Source organism: Dysgonomonas sp. 511, assembly GCF_010501105.1.
GTDB lineage: Bacteria > Bacteroidota > Bacteroidia > Bacteroidales > Dysgonomonadaceae > Dysgonomonas.
The window spans coordinates 53223-68193 of record NZ_QVMQ01000011.1 but is presented as its reverse complement, the minus strand read 5'-3'; the positions used below and the strand labels follow the sequence as shown (position 1 = coordinate 68193).

The 14971-nt window shown below is 43.5% G+C and carries 14 protein-coding genes; 9 read left to right on the top strand and 5 right to left on the bottom strand.

Features of this window, described 5'->3' with window-relative positions:
• Together D0T57_RS06425 and D0T57_RS06420 are read right to left on the bottom strand one after the other, a co-directional pair.
• A complete protein-coding gene (locus D0T57_RS06425; RefSeq protein ID WP_163272047.1) occupies positions 1-465 on the bottom strand; it encodes a hypothetical protein in 465 nt (154 codons plus the stop codon).
• A gap of 546 nt (positions 466-1011) precedes the next feature.
• Positions 1012-1164 carry a hypothetical protein gene (locus D0T57_RS06420; protein WP_163272045.1) on the bottom strand — a complete coding sequence of 51 codons (153 nt, stop codon included), beginning with the start codon at positions 1162-1164 and terminating at the stop codon, positions 1012-1014.
• 102 nt (positions 1165-1266) lie between these two features.
• Here D0T57_RS06420 and D0T57_RS06415 point away from each other — a divergent pair, with 102 nt between their 5' ends.
• The 9 genes from D0T57_RS06415 to D0T57_RS06375 all read left to right on the top strand — a co-directional run bounded on the left by D0T57_RS06415 (position 1267) and on the right by D0T57_RS06375 (position 9768).
• Positions 1267-2325, top strand: a complete 1059-nt coding sequence (locus tag D0T57_RS06415) for a DUF2027 domain-containing protein (protein WP_163272043.1) — start codon at positions 1267-1269, stop codon at positions 2323-2325.
• Between the two features lie 30 nt (positions 2326-2355).
• Positions 2356-2940 (top strand): LEA type 2 family protein, encoded by a 585-nt coding sequence (locus tag D0T57_RS06410; RefSeq protein WP_163272041.1) that lies wholly within the window; start codon positions 2356-2358, stop codon positions 2938-2940.
• A 52-nt stretch (positions 2941-2992) separates the two neighbouring features.
• Positions 2993-3271: a GNAT family N-acetyltransferase gene (locus D0T57_RS06405; RefSeq protein WP_163272039.1), complete on the top strand. Its 279-nt coding sequence runs from the start codon at positions 2993-2995 to the stop codon at positions 3269-3271.
• A gap of 282 nt (positions 3272-3553) precedes the next feature.
• A complete protein-coding gene (locus D0T57_RS06400) occupies positions 3554-4789 on the top strand; it encodes a TolC family protein (protein ID WP_255490522.1) in 1236 nt (411 codons plus the stop codon).
• Between the two features lie 14 nt (positions 4790-4803).
• Positions 4804-5997: an efflux RND transporter periplasmic adaptor subunit gene (locus D0T57_RS06395; protein WP_163272035.1), complete on the top strand. Its 1194-nt coding sequence runs from the start codon at positions 4804-4806 to the stop codon at positions 5995-5997.
• 25 nt (positions 5998-6022) lie between these two features.
• On the top strand, positions 6023-6769 hold the full coding sequence (locus D0T57_RS06390; RefSeq protein ID WP_163272347.1) for an ABC transporter ATP-binding protein: 747 nt from the start codon (positions 6023-6025) through the stop codon (positions 6767-6769).
• A gap of 5 nt (positions 6770-6774) precedes the next feature.
• On the top strand, positions 6775-7995 hold the full coding sequence (locus D0T57_RS06385; RefSeq protein WP_163272033.1) for an ABC transporter permease: 1221 nt from the start codon (positions 6775-6777) through the stop codon (positions 7993-7995).
• Positions 7988-9061, top strand: coding sequence for a sensor histidine kinase (locus tag D0T57_RS06380; protein WP_255490521.1), 1074 nt, complete (start codon positions 7988-7990; stop codon positions 9059-9061). The genes D0T57_RS06385 and D0T57_RS06380 overlap by 8 nt, the downstream gene beginning before the upstream one ends.
• A gap of 8 nt (positions 9062-9069) precedes the next feature.
• Positions 9070-9768 (top strand): LytTR family DNA-binding domain-containing protein, encoded by a 699-nt coding sequence (locus tag D0T57_RS06375; protein WP_163272032.1) that lies wholly within the window; start codon positions 9070-9072, stop codon positions 9766-9768.
• Positions 9769-9869: 101 nt separating this feature from the next.
• Here the strand turns inward: D0T57_RS06375 and D0T57_RS06370 are convergent, their stop codons facing one another.
• The 3 genes from D0T57_RS06370 to D0T57_RS06360 form a co-directional block, all read right to left on the bottom strand.
• The gene (locus D0T57_RS06370; RefSeq protein WP_163272030.1) at positions 9870-12092 is read right to left on the bottom strand and encodes a glycoside hydrolase family 3 C-terminal domain-containing protein; all 2223 of its coding nucleotides are present in this window, start codon (positions 12090-12092) and stop codon (positions 9870-9872) included.
• 560 nt (positions 12093-12652) lie between these two features.
• Entirely contained in the window at positions 12653-13468 is an 816-nt protein-coding gene (locus D0T57_RS06365) for an alpha/beta hydrolase (protein ID WP_163272028.1), read from the bottom strand.
• Positions 13469-13471: 3 nt separating this feature from the next.
• Positions 13472-14941: a glycoside hydrolase family 30 beta sandwich domain-containing protein gene (locus D0T57_RS06360; protein WP_163272026.1), complete on the bottom strand. Its 1470-nt coding sequence runs from the start codon at positions 14939-14941 to the stop codon at positions 13472-13474.
• Positions 14942-14971 lie beyond the last annotated feature (30 nt).

Here is a 14971-nt window from a genome sequence, read left to right as displayed (position 1 = left end):
TTAAAGTTTATAGCCTATTGTAAGCATAGGGACAGTTTGTGAGCCTGATTCACTCATTGCACTGTATTTGTATTGGAAACCTGCATGAAATCGACTATTGATGTCATAACGACCACCAAGCCCTAGATTTAAACCATACTTTGTTTCGTTTTCCTGGCCACTGCCTTCCCAAGAGTTAAGACCAAAACCAATAATAGGAAATACTTTGACTTTACTCCCAATTCCATACAATCTATGGTAATCGAAATTGATTTCCTTAAGATTTACTCCATCCTTTTTAAGGTAAAGATTGATAGAAGGGGAGAACTCATGCTTTTTTCCTGTAAGATTAAAGGTTAACCCAAATCCTGCTGTTTTAATTTTCGAGCCATACAAGACATTGGCTTGCCATGAATTTCTGGTGTCTTGCCCATAAATGCTCACGCATACAAATACCATTAACAGTGGCATAAAAAGTTTTTTCATAACGAAATACGTTCAATTTGCCCATCAGCTCCAAATGCGCAGTTTTGTAAAATAAAGAAAGCGTGAAGACTGTTAACTTACTTGCCTCGAGGTCTTGGTATACCCTGCAACAGAATAAGCAACAGCCCCACGCCTATACGATATAAAGACATGGAGCGATTGACTTATTACCCTGTTGCATGAAAGTTACCAAGTTTCGAGTGCAGGTAATATTAAACGCTTTCGTTTTTTCAATAAATCCTTCAATCAAACCAACACTTTGATATATGATTGAATTATACTACAAAGATTAACAAAATATCTTAATCTCACAAATTATTTTCAATCCAAATTATACATAAATGCCTTTAGTCCAGACAGTTGATAAAATACGTAAATTATAAATGGTTATTTTAACTAATTATTATAAGTTATATATTTGATAATACTATATCTTTGGATCAGAAAAGTTAAAAATATTTATTTTATTGATAAATAGCGATTTATCTCTTTTCGTGGATTTTTAGAGTTTAATAGATTTCACTCTGTATTCACTGATAATTTTAATTAATTGATAATGAAATACATATATGATGTGATTTCTTCTTTAACGAAGACGAGTATTGACCGGGGATTATCCAGAGTTTCGAGGGAATAAACTGAAAGGATTGACGAAGACGAGTTTTTCGTTAGTCCTTTTTTGCGCTCTATTTGTTTCATTGCCGTAAAGAATATACTTAATCCGGCGATTATTCGTTAAATAAATCAAGAGTCTTTTTCACTAATAAGAGATCTTATACATAAACAGGAAATACAAAAAGAATGAAAATAGGAGATAAAGTCCGTTTTTTGAATACAACGGGGGGAGGAATCGTAAAAGGTTTTCAAGGCAAAGATATAGTACTCGTAGAAGATGAAGACGGCTTCGACGTACCTGTCCTTATCCGCGAAGTAGTGCTTATCGAGCCTGCCAACGATATGCAAGTGCGCCAGTCGGCGAAACCTGTGACCCCGCCCGCCCCGGTTTCTGCCGCAAAACAGGAAAAGCCGCAGGAAGATTATCATCCTGAGGAAACGAAGGAAGGCGAGCAATTGTCTGTTTTTCTCGGTTATTTGCCGCTCGATATAAAAAACCTGAGTTCTTCCGGCTACGAATGCTATCTGGTAAACGACAGCAACTATTACCTGTCGTACAATTACATGAGCCGCAACCGGCAGGGATGGGTAAGCCGCAATGTAGGGGTAATAGAGCCTAATACAAAACTTTTCCTCGAAGAGTTTGATAAAACCGACTTGAACGGCTTGGAGCGTATATGCCTGCAATTTATAGCCTATAAAACAGATAAGCCTTTTTCGTTGAAGAATACTTATTCGGTGGAAATAAAACTCGATGCCGTGAAATTCTACAAGCTGCATAGCTTCAGGGAGAATGATTATTTCGAAGATAACGCTATTATCTATCCGGTAGTGCGCCGCGACCTTTCGGAAAAAGAGATGACCATATCGGGAGAAGAAATAGAGCGTGCGATGCGCGAAAAAAGCCATTCCGATAGTAAAACACAAAGCCATATACAGTTTTTGCCCCAAAGAGAGAAAAGAGCCATCCTGGAAGTAGACCTCCATATAGATGAATTAATAGATAATACGAATGGATTGTCTCCTGCCGACATATTAGACTACCAGCTGACAAAGTTCAGGGAAGTAATGGACGAAAATAAGCGGAATAAAGGGCAAAAGATAGTCTTCATTCATGGCAAAGGCAATGGTGTGCTTAAAAGTGCAATACTTAAAGAGTTGAAGACAACCTATAAATCAGCCTATTTTCAGGATGCTTCATTCCGCGAATACGGCTATGGTGCTACAATGATTACAATACATTAATATAAATAAACTACACAAAAACTATTTGACATGACAAAGAGAATTATTGTTTTGCTGCTTCTTGTAGCAACATTGACAGGTTGCGATTCTGTAAAGCAAGGATTGACAAGTACCTACAATATAATAAATTGCGAGTATAGCTATAAATCAATATCGAAACTTACCATATCCGGCATCAATGTATCGAACGGATTGTCGGTAACCAACATAGCTAAAGTCACGTCTATCTTTTCGGGTACGGCTTCTTCCATCCCCCTCGATTTTACACTCAACCTCAATGTGAAGAACCCCAACCAGTCGGCAGCAATGCTGCACGGGCTGCAATATATAATCAGTATCGACAATATACAATTTACTACCGGTTCTGTAAACCAATCGCTTAACATCAATGCCGGAGAAACACAGACATTGCCGCTAACTATTGGCCTCGACTTGGCAGAACTGATGAAGAACAACTCGAAGGAGGCAGTTACAGATATCGCCAAAAACTTCCTCGGGTTGGGCAACAAAGCATCAACAGTATCTTTGCAACTCAAGCCATCTTTCCTTATTGCAGGGCAGACTGTGGCTTCGCCGATGTATATTCCAGTAAGTTTTTCGTTCGGAGGAAACTAAAAGAGCCTCAAGCTTGTTATTACATGAGTAGTGGATAATAAAAAACAAACTTATGGAATACAATGTAGTACACAATGAGGAGCTGAGCCGCTTCGAAACTAAAATAGAAGGACTTATATCTCTTGTCGATTATCGCAAAATAGACGATGTGCTGGTCGTAACCCATACCGGAGTTCCCCGCGAACTCGAAGGTAAAGGTATTGCTGCCGCACTGACAAAAACCTTGCTCGACTATGCAAGGGAAAACGGTTATAGGGTACGCCCTGTATGTCCTTATACAAAAGCTTATATACAACGGCATCCCGAATACGTTGATGTCGTAAAGAAATAATATTCCCGTTGATAATATAACTCAGGCAAAGAAGGTGTCCCAAAGGTAATTAAGGACATCTTCTTTGTAGTATTTATACCCCTTCACAATCTTAATAATCGGGTATTCTGTCGATAAAAACAGGCATTCTGTCGAATGTGCTTTGTCGGATGATTACCCAATGCTTATTTTGAAGTAATAAGAATAATAGATATTAAGGAAATGAAGGTTAAGTATAGATTGGTTCTTTTGGTTATCATTATTGGTTTCTCATGCAATCTCTCAGCTCAAAAAAAATGGACGTTGAGAGATTGTATTGATTATGCCCGTCAGGAGAATATTCAGGTGAAGAAATCCCAGATATCAGTACAAAGTGCAGATATTGACTTGAAGAAGGCGAAAGCAGGATTGTTTCCCAGCCTGAGTGCAAGCGTCTCTCAAGGATATAACCATTCTCGTCAGGATGCCAACGGTTATAAGTATAAAGGGATTTTCAACGGGCAATACGGTATAAATGCAAGCTGGACTGTGTACGACGGCAAGAAGAACCTGAATAATATCAAGCAGGCAGGATTGCAGAAAGAGGCTGACGAACTGTTTATGGAGCAGCAGCAAAACGATATAGAAATATCCATTACCCAGACTTATCTGCAACTGTTATATGCCCGCGAGTCGATAAAGAATAATGAGAACATTGTAGCCTCCTCCGAAGCCCAGTTGAAACAAACGCAGGATTTCCTCGATGCCGGAAGTATTACCCGTGCAGAATATGCTCAGGTAGAAGCGCAATATAGCTCCGATAAATACAATCTTGTTCTCGCACAAAACTCATACGATAGTTATCTGTTACAGCTCAAACAATTGCTTGAAATGGATATGGAAGACGAACTTGATGTCGTATTCCCTCAAATTGGTGATGAACAGATCAAAGTGTTTATCCCTTCCAAGTATGAAGTCTATCAGACAGCGTTGTCTATCATGCCCGAAATAAGAGGAAATAAGCTGGGTATTGATATCGCACAAGTGGGCAAATCGACAGCAAAAGCAGGATACTTGCCTACCGTTTCCATAAATGGAAGCTTGGGGACTAGCAATATATGGAATGGCGATGTTCCGGCTTTCTCCACACAGGTGAACAGGAACTTCAACCAATATATAGGGGTTTCGGTCAGCGTGCCCATATTCGACAATAGGACGAATAAATCGAATGTGCAGAAAGCCAACCTGCAAATTCAAACAGCCGAGTTGGATTATATACAAGCCCAGAAAGACCTGTCGAAAACAATAGAGAATCTCTATCAGGATGCAATTTCGGGGCAAAGCAAATACCAGGCGGCAAAAGACAAGCTAAAGTCTTCCGAGTTGAGTTACACCTTAGTGAAGGAACAATATGCACTGGGCATGCGCAACACTGTGGAGCTTACAACCGAGCAAAATAATTATGCGAATGCATTGCAGGAGCTATTGCAGGCTAAATATACTGCATTGCTAAGCCTGAAACTATTAAGTTTCTATCAGGGAAAAGAAATAACATTATAAAGTACATATAGGTAATGAACACATCGAAAAAGAAATATCTGATAATCGGAGCAATACTTCTTCTGGCCGTACTCGCCTTCTTCTTCTGGCCGAAGAACCAGGTGGCTCCTTTGAAGCTGACAACCGAAAAAGTAAAGAAGGGTAATCTGACCACTAGCGTCACAGCTACCGGGACGGTAGAGCCTATCACGCTGGTTGAAATAGGTACGCAAGTCTCAGGTGTAATATCCAAGATTTATGTAGACTTCAATTCGGAGGTGAAAGCCGGACAGGTAATTGCCGAACTGGACAAGCGTATGCTTTCCTCTGAACTAGAAACAGCACAGGCAACTTTGCAATCGCGAAAGGTCGAACTCGCTCAGCAGCTAAGAACCTATAACCGCAATAAGGAATTGTGGGAGAAACAGGCTATAAGCAAAGCCGACTGGGAAGATGTGCAAACAGCATACGAAACAGCTAAACTGGCGGTGACTTCGTCGCAGGCAGCAGTATTCAAGGCACAGACTAATTTGGGATATGCCACCATTTATTCAACGATAGACGGTGTGGTCGTATCGCGGGCGGTCGAAGAAGGGCAAACGGTGGCTGCATCGTTCAGTACGCCAACATTGTTCACCATTGCCAACGACCTGACCAAGATGCGCGTTATAGCCAATGTGGACGAAGCCGATATAGGGCAGGTAATAGAAGGGCAACGGGTGATGTTTACCGTAGATGCTTATCCCAACGATGAATTTCAGGGAAAGGTGGTGCAGGTAAGGCTCGAAGCTACTACCACATCGAACGTGGTGACATACGAAGTAGTAATAGACGCCCCCAATCCCGATTTGAAGCTGAAGCCCGGTTTGACGGCCAATGTCAATATATATACCCTCGAGGAAAACGACGTGTTGATTATGCCGGCAAAGGCAATGATGTTTAGCCCCGATCCTGAGGTTATGAAGCAGTTGGGCGATATTACAGTAGAGCAAAACGAGTCCTTATCACCTGCTAAAAAATCGGTATGGGTGAAGGCAGGTAATACTATAAACCAGCGCAATATAAGTATAGGGACGAGCGATGGCATCAATATCCAGATATTGGATGGGCTGGAAGAAGGCGCCGAAGTCGTTACCGGAGTATCGCAGCATACTCCTGCAATGCCAGAGAACGGAGCAGGTGGAGAATCGAGTCCGTTTATGCCCAAACGCCCGGGTCAGAAAAAGTGATGGAAAGGCATCGGAGATGAATACAATGCAAAAGAAAGAGATAATTAGGGTCGAAAATATCAAGCGCGACTATATCGTTGGCGAAGAAGTAGTCCATGCCTTGCGTGGGGTGAGCTTTACGATATACGAAGGCGAGTTTGTCACCATCATGGGCACGAGCGGTTCGGGTAAGTCCACTCTCCTCAATATGTTGGGCTGCCTCGATACTCCCACTGCCGGAGAATACTATCTGGATGGCATATCGGTGCGCAAGATGGGTAAGAACGACAGGGCTACATTGCGCAACCGCAAGATCGGGTTCATATTCCAGTCGTACAATCTTCTGGCTAAGACTACAGCCGTAGAGAACGTCGAACTTCCCCTGATGTACAATCCATCCGTATCGGCAAAGCAAAGGCGCGAAAGAGCAATAAAGGCATTGACCGAAGTGGGTTTGGGCGACAGGCTCAACCACAAATCGAACCAGATGTCGGGAGGGCAGCAACAGCGTGTTGCTATTGCCCGTGCGTTGGTCAACGAACCTGTTATAATCCTTGCCGACGAAGCTACCGGAAACCTCGATACCCGTACTTCTTTCGAAATACTTACCCTGATGCAGAAGTTGCACCAGGAGGAGCATCGCACCATTATCTTTGTCACGCACAATCCCGAACTGGCAGATTTCAGCAGCCGTACTATTGTTATCAGCGACGGGCGGATAAAGTCCGATACTTGCAACAAGGAGATCAAATCGGCTAAATCGGTACTCGAAACCCTGCCAAAAGAAGAGTAATAATCATGAATATAGTCAATCTGTTTAAGATAGCCCTGCGCGCCCTGAATGGCAATAAGTTCAGGGGATTCCTTACCATGCTCGGAATCATCATCGGGGTAGCGGCAGTTATTACCATGCTTGCAATCGGGCAAGGCTCTAAAAAGAGCATCCAGGATCAGATTTCCACAATGGGGTCTAATATGATAAACGTCCGTCCGGGTACCGGTCAATTCGGTGGCGTACGCCAGAGTGGCAGCAGTATGCAGACCTTGAAACTGGAAGACTACGAAGCCATAGCCTTGCAGGCCGAATACATAAGTGCGGCAACACCCGAAGTATCAGCTTCGGGACAGGTCATATTCGGCGCCAACAATGCCCCTACATCTATGTACGGTGTCAATCCTTTGTATCTGGATATCCGTAAATACTCGGTAGATCAGGGTAGTATGTTTACCGATACCGATGTGAAGACATCGGCTAAGGTATGCGTGATAGGGCAGACTGTGGTAGAGAACCTCTTCACCAATGGCGAAGACCCTGTAGGGCAGACTATCCGTTTCAACAAGATTCCGATGAAGGTGATAGGTGTACTGACATCCAAAGGCGATAATACGATGGGGATGGATCAGGACGACCTCGTTCTCGCTCCTTATACTACCGTCCAGAAACGCATTCTGGCTATTACCTATATACAATCCATTGCCGTATCGGCTGTCAGCGAAGATGCAACGGAAGATGCCATTGCAGGCATCGAGGAAATACTGCGCCAACGCCATAAGATAGGAGTAGGGGAGGAAGACGACTTTAACGTCCGCTCGCAGAAGGAGCTGATCTCTATGATGAGCTCGACCACCGATATGATGACCGTATTGCTTGCCTGCATTGCCGGAATATCGTTGCTCGTAGGCGGTATCGGCATTATGAATATTATGTATGTGTCTGTAACAGAGCGTACACGCGAGATAGGACTGCGTATGTCTATCGGCGCAAAAGGCATTGATATCCTCATGCAATTCCTTATAGAAGCCATCCTGCTGAGCGTTACAGGAGGGGTTATCGGAGTCATTCTAGGCATAACCAGTGCTTATGTCGTGAAAAATATATTGATGTGGCCCATTGATATTCAGATTTATACCATAATTTTGTCTTTTGTAGTATGTTCGGCCACCGGAATATTCTTCGGTTGGTATCCTGCAAAGAAAGCTGCCGACCTCGACCCTATAGAAGCGCTTAGATATGAATAATATAAAACCTGAAATAAAGAAAGGCATTCCTCCGGTTATACATATACTGTTTTGTATAGTCGTTTTGGTTATTCCTTTTCTGGTGATGTCGCGAAGCGGCATATCAGAGAACTGGCATTATATAGGTTACCTGATCCGTACGGGGATATTGATAGCCCTGTTCTATATCAACTATTTCATCTTAATAGATAAGTTCCTGTTTAAGAGGAAGGTCACGTTCTATATTCTTATCAATGTCTTATTGATAATCTTGGCAGTGCCCTTACAAAACATTTTGTTCAAACTGTTTGCCGGTCCGCCTCCTGTTATCCCAATGAGAAGACGGGAGCCGAATATACCCCGCCCTCCTTACGAGATGCGTATATTAGGCGATTATGTCCTTATTATACTTGCCGTAGGGATGAGTGTGGCAGTGAAGGCGACAATGCGATGGTACAGGGATTCTATTAATCTGGAATCAATAAAGGCTACACAGCTCGAAGCCGACTTGAAGAACCTCAGAAGCCAGTTGAACCCTCACTTCCTATTCAATACCCTGAACAATATCTATTCGCTTATAGCTGTAGATACTACCAAGGCTCAGGATGCAGTCCACCGGCTGAGCGGGTTGCTGCGCTATATATTGTACGACAACGACCGGAAGTTTGTTCCTATAGACAAGGAACTTGAGTTTACCCGGAATTATATCGACCTGATGCGCCTTCGCATGAGTCCGAATATGAAGTTGGATGTCTCTATAAAGAATGACAATTGCAATGTAGAGATAGCTTCGCTCTTATTCATTACCCTCATCGAGAATGCCTTTAAGCATGGCATAAATAATGGCACGGATAGTTTTATCAATATAAAAATATTGGTTGACAAAGAAAATGGCGTGCTTTGCACGGTCGAAAACTCGATGAGTGATGTGAAGGATAAGATAGAGCCCGAAAACTCCGGCATAGGGCTTGCAAACCTTCGCAAACGCCTCGAACTCTTATATCCGTATAAGCATGAATTGATAGTACAACAAGATAAAGACCGCTTTTCAGTACTTTTACGTATTGGATTCGATACCCTAAAATGACGGGCTGAATGAAACTGAAATGTGTTATAGTCGACGACGAACCGCTGGCTGCCGACCTGTTGAGGTCGTATGCTCTCCAAACCCCGTTTCTAGACGTGGCAGGAGTATATAATAGTGCGATAGATGCTTTGCCCCGAATCAACGAAGGCGGTATCAACCTCATTTTCCTCGATATAAATATGCCGAAGATAAACGGCATGGAGTTTTCGAAGACATTACCTGCCTCTATCAAGATAATATTCACTACCGCCTACGACCAGTATGCTATAGAAGGCTTCAAAGTAAACGCGCTCGATTATCTGCTGAAACCAATAAGCTATGTCGATTTCCTGCAAGCTTCAAACCGGGCTTTAGACTGGTTCAAAGTGATGAATAATATCTCTGCCGAAAGCATATTCGTGAAATCGGGATACCAGTACAAGAAGTTGGAATACAGCAATATTCTATATATCGAAAACCAGAAAGACTATGTCAGGTTCTTTCTCGAAGGACAAAGCGAACCCGTTAGTTCGCTGATGAATATCCAGCAATTAGCCGAAAAGCTTCCCTGCCATGTTTTTATGAGGGTACACCGTTCCTTTATTGTAAACCTCGACAAAGTGAAGACCGTGGAGCGTAATTGCATTGTTTTCGGCAAAACGCTTATACCCGTATCGGATACTTACCGCGAGCAGTTCAACCTTTTTCTGAATAAGGGTATCTTATAGTCCTTCCGGTTTTAGTTTCTTAGTCTTGATAAGTAATCCCTCTATCCATTTTCGCAATGGAATGAGGGATTATCATATCTCGCTTTTCCGGAGATAAAGCCTTATTTCAAATCAAAGCTTACCTTACCTTTTATATCGGTTGCCGAGGCTGCTACGATAGCTTCGAAAGTGCCTGCTTCGGCTACCCAGTCGTGTTTTTTATCATCGAAGAAGCTCAATGCCGACTTGTCTACCGTAAAGCTGACAGTCTTTTCTTCCCCTGCTTTCAGATATACTTTCTCAAAGCCTTTAAGCTCCTTTACTGGTCTTGGCAGGCTCGATTTCAGGTCGGAGATATAAAGCTGGACTATTTCTGCACCATCTCTGCTGCCTGTGTTCTTCACACTCACCGAGAAGGTGATTTTATCGCTTTGGCTTATTCCTTTCTTGTCGGCAGTTACCTTTCCATATGCAAAGGTTGTGTAGCTCAACCCGTGCCCGAATGGGAACAATGGTTTTATCTTCTCTTTGTCTGTCCACCTGTAGCCTACAAAGATACCTTCGTTGTATGTTACTTGCTCTTTACCCGGATATTCGCCGAGTTTGTGCGCGCTGTTATCATCCAGTTTTACAGGGAAAGTGAAAGGCAGTTTGCCCGATGGGTTCGCATCTCCCGCAAGAATAGATGCCAATGCTGTACCCGATTCAGTACCATTGTACCACGATTGTACGATTGCCGGCACCTCGTTCACCCACGGCATAGCTACGGCATTTCCCGAAATATTGACTACTACAAGGTTTTTGTTGGCTTTGTACAGTTCTGTTATCACCTTATCCTGATTGTATGGCAGTTCCAGATGCTTACGGTCGTGTCCTTCACAATCCTGATTGTTGCTCTTGTTTAGCCCGCCAATGAAGATTACAAGGTCTGACTCCTTAGCCAGTTGGGTAGCTTCGGCGATAAGCTCTTCGGCCGAGCGAGGTTCGGTGAGGTCTCTTTTCAGCACAACGCCGTTATACTTGCTTGTAGGGTCGCCTACATAGCCCCGTGCATATTTTATGTCTGCTTGCGTACCCATACGTTTCACTATTCCATCCCAAGGGGCGACTTCGTATTTAGCTTTCAGCGACGAACTGCCTCCTCCTACTGTCATCGGCTTGATGGCATTCTCGCCTACTACCAATATCCTCTTGGTCTTACTCAGGTCTATAGGCAGGGTGTTGTTCTTGTTTTGCAACAATACAATTCCTTCTTCTGCTATCTTACGTCCGGCGGCAGCATGCTCAGGTGTTCCGAACGATCCCCACGGGCGTTTTGTGTTCATTGTGGTACGGAAAGCCAGGCGCAAGATATTGCGTACTTTTTTGTCAACTTCCTCTTCTTTTACTTCCCCCGATTGCAGAAGCTTCAAAAATGGCTTTGCCAGATAATAGTTTTCATAGGCATTGCTTGCGCCTTCGCTAAGTCCGTCGGTCCATGAGCCAAATTCCATATCCAGCCCGTTGTATATAGCTTGCTTTGTATTGTTTACTCCACCCCAGTCGGAAACCACAACGCCATCGAAGCCCCATTCGCCGCGAAGTATATCGTTCAGCAAGTATTGGTTATGGCAAGCCCATTGGCCTTTATATTTGTTGTAAGCTCCCATTATCGCCCACGCCTGTCCTTCTTGTACCGAGGCTTTGAATGCAGGCAGGTATATTTCGTATAAGGCGCGGTCGTCTACATTCACGTTTACCGTATGGCGGGCTATCTCCTGATTGTTGAGAGCGAAGTGCTTTACACAGGCGGCTACGCCATTGGCTTGCACACCATGTATGTATGGTACTACCATTTTAGATGCCAAGAAAGGATCTTCGCCCATATATTCGAAGTTGCGCCCGTTGAGGGGGGTGCGGTAGATATTTACACCGGGTCCCAGCAATATATTCTTGTTGCGGTAGCGGGCTTCTTCGCCGATACTTTTGCCATAAAGCAGCGACATATCCTTGTTCCAGGTGGCAGCAAGGCAGGTAAGGGCAGGAAATGCGATACACGAGTCGTTTGTCCATCCTGCCTGGTCCCATTCGTCCCACAACACTTCGGGGCGTATGCCGTGTGGGCCGTCTGTCGCCCAGTTTTCGGGTATGCCGAGGCGTGGTACTCCGGCAGAACTGAATTTAGACTGGGCATGGCACATGGCTACTTTTTCTTCGAGTGTCATGCGCGAAAGGGCGTCTTCTACCCGTTCTTCTATGGGTTTGTTTTCGTCTAAATAGACAGGCAGCTTGTTTTGCGCCGTTGCATTGAGGCAGATGATGCCTGCCAGAATAAAACCTAATACCGGTTTGAGAGATCTGAACATAATCTTTAAGTGATTTTATTTGAGTATTTTAACCTAAAACAATCTTATATCTCTATTTTACAAAAATTAAAATTATTGTAATATTAGCATTGTAGGGGCGAATTATCATTCGCCCGTCGGTTGTGTCGGGCGTAAGATATTACGCCCCTACAGGCTCTCGAGAGAATATCATTTTTTTGTCATGTACTGCGCACATTTCTTCTTTTTAGATACAAGTGACAGGATACGAGACACAAGTTCATATTTTATCAACAATCAACCTGTTAACTCGTCCACTGGTACCTTGTGTCTCTCCAAAAAGTAACACTTGTAACACCTTTTCGTTACTTTTTCCCTGTTACCTTTTCTTTAGATACAAGTAAACAAGATACGAGACACAAGTTCCTATTTTATCAACAATCAACCTGTTAACTCGTCTACTGATATCTTGTATCTCTCCAAAAAGTAACAAAAGTAACACATCTACAGTGAAAATAAAAGTAATACTTTTTGTCTTTTAATCCGCTGATTATCTGTATGTATAGATAAAGCGAACGCGATAAAATGCAGTCTTTCTTATTTTACCTGTTACTTTTCTTTATCCAGTCTGCCATCAGCAGGCAGCCCGGAATATATACATTGCCATGATCGAAGCCTTGCAACTCGAGCAACTCAACTTTGTTCCCTAAGGCCTTTAATATAGCCTCCAGATGCAGGTTTTCTTCATATCTGGCTGTCATTTCCAATCGTCGGTCACCGGTAATCAGCAGGGTAGGGGGAACGCCCTTCCTTGCTTGGTTCAACGGGGCATACTCGTCTATTATAGGTATCAGGTCGGGAAGCTTCCTTTCTTTCCTGATCGTATAATGTGTGTTGGTCTGTCCGCTGATGGGGAGCAACCCTTTTATGCTGTCGGCATCTATATTATATTTTGCCAGGTAAGATTTGTCTAAGCCTACCATTAGTGTGAGGTATCCACCGGCGGAATGTCCCGATATGTATATCTTACCGGGACTGCCACCGAATGATTGTATATTGTTGAATACCCATGCCACCGACTGTGCTGCATCTTCTATATAGGCCGGGTATCCTGCTTTTGGGCTGAGCCTGTAATTTACGGCCACTATTGCATATCCTTTGTCCTTCAGTTCGTTGGGGATGCCTTTCCCGCCGCCTTCGAGCCCGCCGCCGTGAAACCAGACGATAGTAGCGAAGCCTTGCCTGTTTTTTGGATAATAGATATCAAGCTTACAGCGTTCTTTCTTGTATTCATCACTTTCTGTGATTTCGACATACGCGATGTCTTTCACGAAGGCATATTGTATTTTATCATTGTCTTGTCCTTTCGATAAAATACTAAATAACAGGAGGAAAAAGATTGCAAATGTTTTTTTCATAAGTTACGGTTCTGGATCATCCCCAAAGATAAATGAAATAACCGATTTTGCCGGCACATTGTACGTAAAAGCTACCTCTCCTTCCTGTATTGTTATCGGAGTTTGAGCAGATGTTTCGTTCACCAATACTACAGAAAGCGATTTGTCGGGATTCTGGAATGCCGAATGATATATACCACCTGTGGCACTGCTTTCCGACTTGATACGATGACTTCCCGGTTTCACTACTTTCGATAGATGAGCCATTGTATAATAATGGCTGTTTTTGTCCATAGTAATATAATCTTCGGAGTCGATGGTGATACATCCCAGACAGATGTCGCATCCTCCCGGACGGTCGGGGCCATGCTTGTCGTCGAGCATGTAATTCCACATGATTACGGCTTTGTTGTAGTTATTGATGGTGCCGATGCAGACTTCCTTCATGTTCCACATCAGGTCGCGGCCAAATGAGTAGCCTTCGCCCCATAGCCCTATCGACATTTCGGTGAAGTACAGGTTCTTGTCGGGGCGTGCATTGTGGATCGCCAGCAGTTCCGATTTGTCGCCGCCATAGGCATGGTATGCAGCGCCGTCGATATACTTTGCAGCGTCGGCATCTTCATATATCTTGAGCGGGTATTGCCCTTGGTCGTGGTTTTCGGGTTTGTTGTCGTCATAGTTGTAATTGTGGTCGTAGACTACAATTTTTGTCTTTATTCCTGCCTTTTCAAACGCAGGGCCTAAGGCTTCTTTTACAAAGTCGCGTTGTTCCTGCCATGTCATGTATAGTGACATCGAATTGCCTCTGTTGAGCGGTTCGTTTTGTATGGTGACGGCGTCTATATGAAATCCTTCGGCCTCCATTGCCTGTATGTATTTTACGAAGTATGCAGCATAGTCCTGGTAGTATTTAGGGTTGAGTTGCCCGCTTGTCCACGAATCGAATGGTTTCAGGTTTTTCAGGTTATCTACCTTCATCCATTTGGGACACGACCACGGCGAACCCATTATCTTTACATCGGGATTGATTGCTTTTATTTCTTTCAAGATAGGGAGCAGGTCGCGCTTGTCGTATTCATGCAGGGCAAAATTCTCTATTCCCGGCTTGTCGCAATAGGTATATTCATCGAGAGAGAAATCGGAAGCCCCGATAGAAATCCGTATATAGCTATAGCCGTAGCCATCTTTGGGATCGAAGGTTTCTTTTAGTATTGCCGTCCTGTTTTCGGGAGCCATCTTTAGCAGGTTGTAGCTGCTCGACCCTGTGATGGCTGCGCCAAACCCGTCCATTTCCTGATATTTTTCGCCGGGGAATAAGGTAATGACGTTTTCCGTTGTTTTAATGTCCGATTTAGAAATCAATATTGCAGAATCTTTCTGCATTGTCATCGTTTTATCGGCAGTGGTAATATAGAGTTCGGCATAGTTCTCTTTCCTGCTACAGGATAAAAGAGTGAGACAACATATTGAGGTAAGAAGTAATTTTTTCATGAGAAGCTTTTATTCATATTCTTTATAACT

What these genes read in the sequence shown, in the direction of transcription:
- D0T57_RS06395 (WP_163272035.1), top strand. Translation starts at nt 4,804, where the DNA reads ATGAACACATCGAAAAAGAAATATCTGATAATCGGAGCAATACTTCTT.
- D0T57_RS06415 (WP_163272043.1), top strand. Translation starts at nt 1,267, where the DNA reads ATGAAAATAGGAGATAAAGTCCGTTTTTTGAATACAACGGGGGGAGGA.
- D0T57_RS06390 (WP_163272347.1), top strand. Translation starts at nt 6,023, where the DNA reads ATGCAAAAGAAAGAGATAATTAGGGTCGAAAATATCAAGCGCGACTAT.
- D0T57_RS06410 (WP_163272041.1), top strand. Translation starts at nt 2,356, where the DNA reads ATGACAAAGAGAATTATTGTTTTGCTGCTTCTTGTAGCAACATTGACA.
- D0T57_RS06425 (WP_163272047.1), bottom strand. Translation starts at nt 465, where the DNA reads ATGAAAAAACTTTTTATGCCACTGTTAATGGTATTTGTATGCGTGAGC.
- D0T57_RS06405 (WP_163272039.1), top strand. Translation starts at nt 2,993, where the DNA reads ATGGAATACAATGTAGTACACAATGAGGAGCTGAGCCGCTTCGAAACT.
- D0T57_RS06420 (WP_163272045.1), bottom strand. Translation starts at nt 1,164, where the DNA reads ATGAAACAAATAGAGCGCAAAAAAGGACTAACGAAAAACTCGTCTTCG.
- D0T57_RS06360 (WP_163272026.1), bottom strand. Translation starts at nt 14,941, where the DNA reads ATGAAAAAATTACTTCTTACCTCAATATGTTGTCTCACTCTTTTATCC.
- D0T57_RS06375 (WP_163272032.1), top strand. Translation starts at nt 9,070, where the DNA reads ATGAAACTGAAATGTGTTATAGTCGACGACGAACCGCTGGCTGCCGAC.
- D0T57_RS06370 (WP_163272030.1), bottom strand. Translation starts at nt 12,092, where the DNA reads ATGTTCAGATCTCTCAAACCGGTATTAGGTTTTATTCTGGCAGGCATC.
- D0T57_RS06380 (WP_255490521.1), top strand. Translation starts at nt 7,988, where the DNA reads ATGAATAATATAAAACCTGAAATAAAGAAAGGCATTCCTCCGGTTATA.
- D0T57_RS06385 (WP_163272033.1), top strand. Translation starts at nt 6,775, where the DNA reads ATGAATATAGTCAATCTGTTTAAGATAGCCCTGCGCGCCCTGAATGGC.
- D0T57_RS06365 (WP_163272028.1), bottom strand. Translation starts at nt 13,468, where the DNA reads ATGAAAAAAACATTTGCAATCTTTTTCCTCCTGTTATTTAGTATTTTA.